5 protein-coding genes are annotated in these 6,559 nt (G+C 64.4%); 4 read left to right on the top strand and 1 reads right to left on the bottom strand.

Features of this window, described 5'->3' with window-relative positions; genetic code table 11:
- The coding region (locus LLG88_10760) for a hypothetical protein (GenBank protein ID MCE5247381.1) at positions 1-594 on the top strand (594 nt) is incomplete at its 5' end.
- Positions 595-613: 19 nt separating this feature from the next.
- Here the strand turns inward: LLG88_10760 and LLG88_10755 are convergent.
- Positions 614-1,759: a DUF4388 domain-containing protein gene (locus tag LLG88_10755; protein ID MCE5247380.1), complete on the bottom strand. Its 1,146-nt coding sequence runs from the start codon at positions 1,757-1,759 to the stop codon at positions 614-616.
- A 131-nt stretch (positions 1,760-1,890) separates the two neighbouring features.
- Here LLG88_10755 and LLG88_10750 point away from each other — a divergent pair, with 131 nt between their 5' ends.
- The 3 genes from LLG88_10750 to LLG88_10740 all read left to right on the top strand — a co-directional run.
- Positions 1,891-2,403 (top strand): hypothetical protein, encoded by a 513-nt coding sequence (locus LLG88_10750; protein MCE5247379.1) that lies wholly within the window; start codon positions 1,891-1,893, stop codon positions 2,401-2,403.
- A 156-nt stretch (positions 2,404-2,559) separates the two neighbouring features.
- Positions 2,560-5,802, top strand: coding sequence for an N-6 DNA methylase (locus tag LLG88_10745; GenBank protein MCE5247378.1), 3,243 nt, complete (start codon positions 2,560-2,562; stop codon positions 5,800-5,802).
- A gap of 494 nt (positions 5,803-6,296) precedes the next feature.
- On the top strand, positions 6,297-6,559 hold a 263-nt coding region (locus tag LLG88_10740), incomplete at its 3' end, for an S-adenosylmethionine:tRNA ribosyltransferase-isomerase (GenBank protein ID MCE5247377.1).

Here is a 6,559-nt window from a genome sequence, read left to right as displayed (position 1 = left end):
TCGCCGGTCGTCTTCGCTTCGCGCGCGAAGGCGCCGCGGCGCGGTCGTCCGTCGCGCTTCGCCGCGTCGGTGTGCGCCGTCGGCGTCGTCTGCGCCCTCCTCGCCGCTTTCGCCGAAGCCGGCAGCGAGGAGACATGCTTCGGCGGCGGCGCGCTGTTCGGGATCGCGCTCGGGACGCTCGGTCTCGCCGCGTTCGGCGCCTCGGCGACGCAGGCCGCCGTCTCGTTCGCCGCGGGCGTCGCGTCCGCGCTTGCGGTCTGGGCTGTCGAGTGGATTTTCTATGTCGCGGCGGCGTTCCCGCGGGGTCTCGGCGGCGGGGCGCTTTGGGTCTCCTCGCTGGCCGCGGTCTTCGTCGCGTTCGCGACGCGCCGTCGCGCCGGCGCGTCCCTCGCGGCGCCGCTCGCCGCGCTGTCCGCCGTCCTCTTCGCGGCGGTCCTTCGCCTGAGTCGCCTCGACCTCGAGGTCTGCGCCCCCGCGCTGTTCGTCGTCTCGCCGCTGATCGGCTTCGGCGCCGCGCGCGTCGCGGGTCGGGTCGCGGAGCGGATCGTGAAGCGGGGAGCGGCGGAAGGCGGCGGCGCAGCGCCGGCCGACTGAAGAGCGGGAAGGCGCCGCGCTACATCCGCGGATGCGGGAGGCGGATCACGCCGCGGCGGACGAGGCGGCGGAGGACGCGGATCGTTTCGACCTCGCGCATCGGCGCGATCTCGACGATGTCGCGCACGCACCAGAGGCCGTCGAGGCGGGAGAGGAGGAAGAACTCCTCCGGCCGCAGCGACTCGTTCATCAACTGGTCGAGCGGGCGGATCAACTCCGGCACGGCGTCGGGCGGGAACTCCTCGCGGTAGACGCGGTCGAGGAAGGCGGTCTCCGCGGCGCGGAGGACCGGCTGCGCCTCCGGGTCGGCGGCCACCGACGCGTCGGCGAGCAGCGTCAGCGCGGTCTCCGGATCCCCCTTGGCCAGGCGGTCGCGCGCGGCGATGATCCGCGCCGGCCCCGTCATCCCGGCCAGCTCCGCGTCGGGCGCCTCGCCGGTGATCAGCGGCAGCGGCGGCCCTTCGAGCGAGGAGATCCGCACGAGCCGCTGGCGCTGCGCCTCGTAGAGGAACTTCAGCACCGGGAAGCGGCTGGCGTGGATCGCGAACGCCAACTCGTCGATCGTCCGCCGGCCGTCGAGCAGCGCCAGGATCCGCGACGCCAGCGGGTGCTCGAGGATCTCCAAAGGCGGCGTCGTCTCCGTCCGCGCGAGCACGACGCGCCCGTCGGGGAAGACCTCGCGGATCCGCGTCATCTCGTCGTGGCGATGGACGCCGCGCAGCAGGACGTGCTCGACGCTCAGCGAGATCAGCACGACCTTGGGGCCGGGCTGGGCGTCCGGCTCGAAGCGGAACTCGCCGTCCTCCCACTCGAAGAGGGAGTAGACGACCTCCTCCGTCCGCTCGACGAGCGCGCGCAGCAGGTCGTCGCGGTTGACGAAGCCGAGCCGCACCAGAACCTGGCCGAGGAACTCGTCGGCGTCGCCGCGCGTCAGCAGCGCGGCGCGCAGCTGTTCTTCGTTGAGCTTGCCGCGGGCGACGAGGACGTGGCCGAGCATCTCCGTCGGCTGGTTCGAGGCCGCGCCGACGATCCGCCCCTCTTGGACGTAGACCTCCTTGACCAGCCCGCCGCGGCGGAAGTCGAAGCGCCCCGTTTGGCGCACCGCCGCCGCCCACTGCAGCAGGTCGGGAAGGCTCATCGTGGAGAGGCTGCCGGTTACGCTCATTGGAGAGACGTTCCCCTGCCCGGGCGGCGCGCCGCCCCGGCACACCGTGCACGATAGGGTCGCGGCGGGCCCGGGGCAACACGGGGCGGCCCGCTGATGTAATCTTTTCCGGCAACGCGACGGGAGGGGCCATGGGTGGATTCAACGCGCCGCAGCGGAGAGGGTTCGGCGACGAGCAGTTGCGGGTTCCCAAGAAGCCGGTCCGCGTCTCGGTGACGCTCGACGGCGGCACGGTCGTGGTGGGGAACGTCCACTTGGCGCTCGACGCGGGGTGGCACGAAGGACGCGAGCGGGTGATCGACCTGCTCAACGCGCCCGAGCCGTTCATGCCGGTGACGGCGCTCGAAGGGTCGCGCCTCGTGATGAAGGACCGGATCGTCACCGTCGACTTCGAGTCGGCGTTCGACGCCGGCCTGGACGAAGGCTCGGAAGGCGCGGTCGCGGCGCGCGTCGCCGTTCATCTGGCCGGGCTGCCGTCCACCGTGGCGACGCTCGAAGGACGGCTGCGGCTGGTCATGCCCCCGGGGCGGGAGCGGGTGCTCGACTTCCTCAACGAGGCCGGGGCGTTCTTCCCGCTCGAACTCGACGCGGGGGTCGCGCTCGTCGCGCGGCGCTACATCCTCGAGGTGTCGCAGGCCGAGTGAGGCCGGCCGCCGCCTGAAAGGGACGTACGAGTTCACGCCACCGACCGGCTGCAGGCCTTGCTATTCAAGACAGCAGGCACAACAGGCAAGCCTGACTGAGAAGGCACTGACGGAAGATGTTGGAGAACCTCCAAGCTAAACAAGGACAACAACATAATGCCACGCCAAGCCGCTCTCTCTTCGTTTGCCGAAAGAGTAAAAGAGAAGTTCTCAACGCTTGTTGCAGGGGAGCCGGAAGACCAGCTGCGTGCCCCCTTTGAGCTCTTGCTGCGAGATGCCGCAGCGGAGCTTGGAATCTACGATGTCATTCCCGTAGGCGAAACAACGCTGGACGATAACTTGGGGCGGCCTGACTACAGTGTCACGCGGCATCGACTCTCTTATGGCCATGTGGAACTAAAGGCCCCCGGAAAGGGCGCAGATGTCACCCATTTCGCGGGCCACGATAAGGAACAATGGGCGCGTTTTAGCAACCTGCCCAACATCCTCTACAGCGATGGCCGGGAGTTCAGTCTATATCGCACAGGGAAACGAATCCGATATCTCTCCTTGCCCCGAGACCCGCGAACCGTGGGCGACGCTGCGGTAGATACTGGAATCCAAAGTCAGTTTGCGGTCCTGCTACGAGATTTCCTTGAGTGGGAACCAATCGTCCCACGCAGCGCAAAACAGCTTGCGGAATATCTTGCGCCCCTTTGCCGCAACTTGCGCGACGACGTGATGGATGGGCTGAAGAAACATATCGCCGCAGTCGAGGCGGCAGCAAAGGACTGGCGGCGTTATCTGTTCCCCGGCGCGGATGATGCGAGATTCGCTGACGCTTATGCCCAAACTGTCACGTTCTCGTTGCTACTTGCCCGCTCCAGCGGCAGCGACTCCCTGTCTATCGAGGAGTCTGTTAGATCTCTTAGTCATGCAAACAGTCTCTTGTCGCGTGCTCTGCAAGCACTGACCGATCAACAGGTCAAAGAGCACTTAGGCTCCACTCTCGATGTGCTGATGCGCGTCATCAGTAAAGTCCCGACTGGAACCATGAGCGGTGGCCGGAGCGACCCGTGGCTGAACTTCTACGAGGACTTTCTTGCTGAATACGATCCCGATCTTCGCCGCGACGCTGGCGCCTATTACACGCCGGTGCAGGTCGTTAAAGCGCAGGTTTGTATCGTTGATCAACTGTTGCGCGAGAAGTTCGGCAAGCAGTTTGGGTTTGCTACAGATGACGTCAATGTGCTTGATCCGGCGGTCGGGACGGGCACCTATCTTTTGGGAGTCATTGAACACGCTCTTGGCGAGATGGAGAAGACCGAAGGGCCTGGCAGTCTGGCAGAGCGCGCCCGTGTTCTTGGCGGGAGTCTCTACGGCTTTGAGTACATGGTCGGCCCATACGCCGTTGCTTCACTCCGACTGACGAGGATGCTGCAGCAGTACGATGGGAACATTCCCGCCGCTGGCGTACAGATCATTCTCAACAACACGCTAGAATCGCCCCACGAAGTAGCTCCAGAATTACCGTTGTTCTATCAACCTATCGGCGTTGAGCACGAGCGTGCCAAGCACGTGAAAGAAAATGTCCCCGTTCTCGTGTGCTTGGGGAATCCGCCCTATGACAGACACGAAGCCGCTACGCAAGAGAATCAAGCGTTGACTGGCGGCTGGGTGCGATGGGGTGACGCCAAAGATGGCAGCGATGCGATCTTAAATGCCTTTATCGCGCCGGTCAAAGCCGCCGATAAAGGCGGGGCTCTCAAGAACCTCTACAACCTCTACGTCTATTTCTGGCGGTGGGCGCTCTGGAAGACGTTTGAGCGTGACTCAGCGGGAAGGCCAGGAATCGTCAGCTATATCACGGCATCGTCCTATTTGGATGGTTCTGCATTTCTCGGAATGCGCGAGCACATGCGGAGAATGTGCGACGAAATTTGGATCGTTGACCTTGCCGGCGATGGTAGAGGCGCACGGCAAGATGAGAATGTGTTCGAAATTCAGACTCCGGTCGCCATAGCTGTTGCCGTACGTTATGGAGCGGGGAATCAAGAGACACCGGCTCAGGTGCATTACACGCGTATTGAAGGTACTCGTGCTGCCAAGCTTTCCCAACTGGAGTCTTTGCAGTCTCTCGCTGACTTGGAGTTTCAGTCTGTCCCAAGTGCGTGGGGTGCCGCATTCCGGCCGGCCGGGGACGGCCGCTATTTCGACTGGCCATTGTTGAAGGACCTTATGCCGTGGCAGCAGTCGGGTGTTCAAGTAAAGCGTACGTGGCCCATCGGGACGACAGAAGCGGTTTTGCGGGAGCGCTGGCGGAGACTACTCATCTCACCTGACAGAAGGACGGTGTTCAAGGAGACGCGTGATCGCAAGATTGGCAAATCCGTCGATTCGTTGATCGGAACGCATCGTCTGGTCGCGTTGGACAAACTCTCGCATGATGCGCAGCCAGAGGCCATCGCTCGCTATGGCTATCGTTCGTTTGATCGGCAATTTGTCATTGCTGACAACCGGGTTGGCGACTACTTCCGGCCCTCGCTGTGGCTCGCTCATTCCGAGCGGCAGACATACCTCGCTAGCATTCTTACCAAGACTCTGGGGAAAGGCCCCGCTCTGGTGGCGACAGCCGATGTCCCGGACATGGACTATTTCTCCGGGCGAGGAGCTAAAGACATCATCCCGCTATACCGGGATCCTGATGCAACAAGACCTAACCTGCATCCAGAGCTACTTCCCAAACTCTCCAATGCCTACCGAAGAGATGTCTCGGCAGAGGAGTTCGTTGCTTACCTTTACGGGCTACTTGCTCAACCAGCGTTTTCCGAACGATTCGCCAAGGAACTAGGGAGCCGCGAGCTGCGCGTGCCGGTCACCAGCGATGCAGTGCTGTTCTTTCAAGTCGCCGAGCTGGGCCGTGAGCTTCTTCGCCTACATACCTACGGCGAACGTTTTCAGACGAGGCAGGAGAAAGTACCGAACGTTACTAAATGCATGAAGGGCGTGCCGTCCTCCAAGTTGCCGAGGTCTTTTCGCTACGACGAGGGAAAGAAGACCATCTTCGTGGACGCGGGGGAGTTTGGCCCGGTCGCCAAGGCCGTGTGGGACTACGAGGTATCCGGCCTGAAGGTCGTCCAATCTTGGCTTGGTTATCGCCTCGCCAATCGCAAGGGAAAGAAGACATCTCCCTTGGACGATATTACGCCGACGGGTTGGTCATGCGCGTTTACGACTGAATTCCTCGAACTCCTGAATCTTCTGGATCGCACCGTGGCGCTTCACCCTTGCCAAGCGAGATTGCTGGAGGCGGTGATTGCGGGGCCAGTCTTGCATGAGTTCTCGCCTGTTCCTCCGAAGTTCCGGGACGCCCCCAATAACGCCAAGCAGAGCGCGGAGCAAAGCACGCTTACTTTGTAGAAGCAAGCGAGTTTCTGGGCTGTTGGCACTTCTTGGTATGACGCGTTGAACACTCGCGTCTGTCGTATTCGTGGGTTGTCTGCGCGTTGACGACTGGCCGCCGCCCGAAAAAATAAGGCGCCGGGGAGGGGGATCCCGCGGCGCCGTGGGCAGGGGATGAACTGCTTCGCCGAAAGCGCCGGCAAGAGGGGGACTTCCCGGCCGCCGCAGCCAAGACGGCGCGGCGTCTTCGGCGGGCCGTTCGCTCTCGCGGGAGCGGCGCGGCCGTCCTACTCCAATTCAACATCGGCGCCACCGCGCCCCGCGGCCCGCGGCGCGGACGCCGCGCCGGCGCGGCCCGCGTCCGGCGCGCCTTTCCGGGACGCGCGGGGGAGCGCCGCCGCGCGGCGCGTTCGGCGGCGGATTCCAATTTCGTCGTCGCGGTCACGATTTGGTGAACGCGCGCCGGGCGGGGAGTTGCCGACCGACCGCGCGCCGCCGAAACTGTGCGCCCGATGAACGTGGACGCCTTCGACTACGAGCTCCCGCCGGAGCGGATCGCCCAGGAGGCGGTCGAGCCGCGCGACGCCGCGCGGCTGATGGTCCTCCCGCGCGACGCGGGGGCGCCGCGCGACGCGTTCGTGCGCGACCTCCCCGACCTGTTGCGGCCCGGCGACCTGCTCGTGATCAACGACACGCGCGTCCTGCCGGCGCGGATCTTCGGCCGGAAGGAGACCGGCGGGCTGGTCGAACTCTTCCTGCTGGAGCGGCGCGGCGC

It is taken from the genome of bacterium (genome assembly GCA_021372775.1).
Classification (GTDB): Bacteria; Acidobacteriota; Polarisedimenticolia; order J045; family J045; genus JAJFTU01.
The sequence above is the reverse complement of the archived record's forward strand: the minus strand, read 5'-3'. Positions and strand labels throughout refer to the sequence as shown.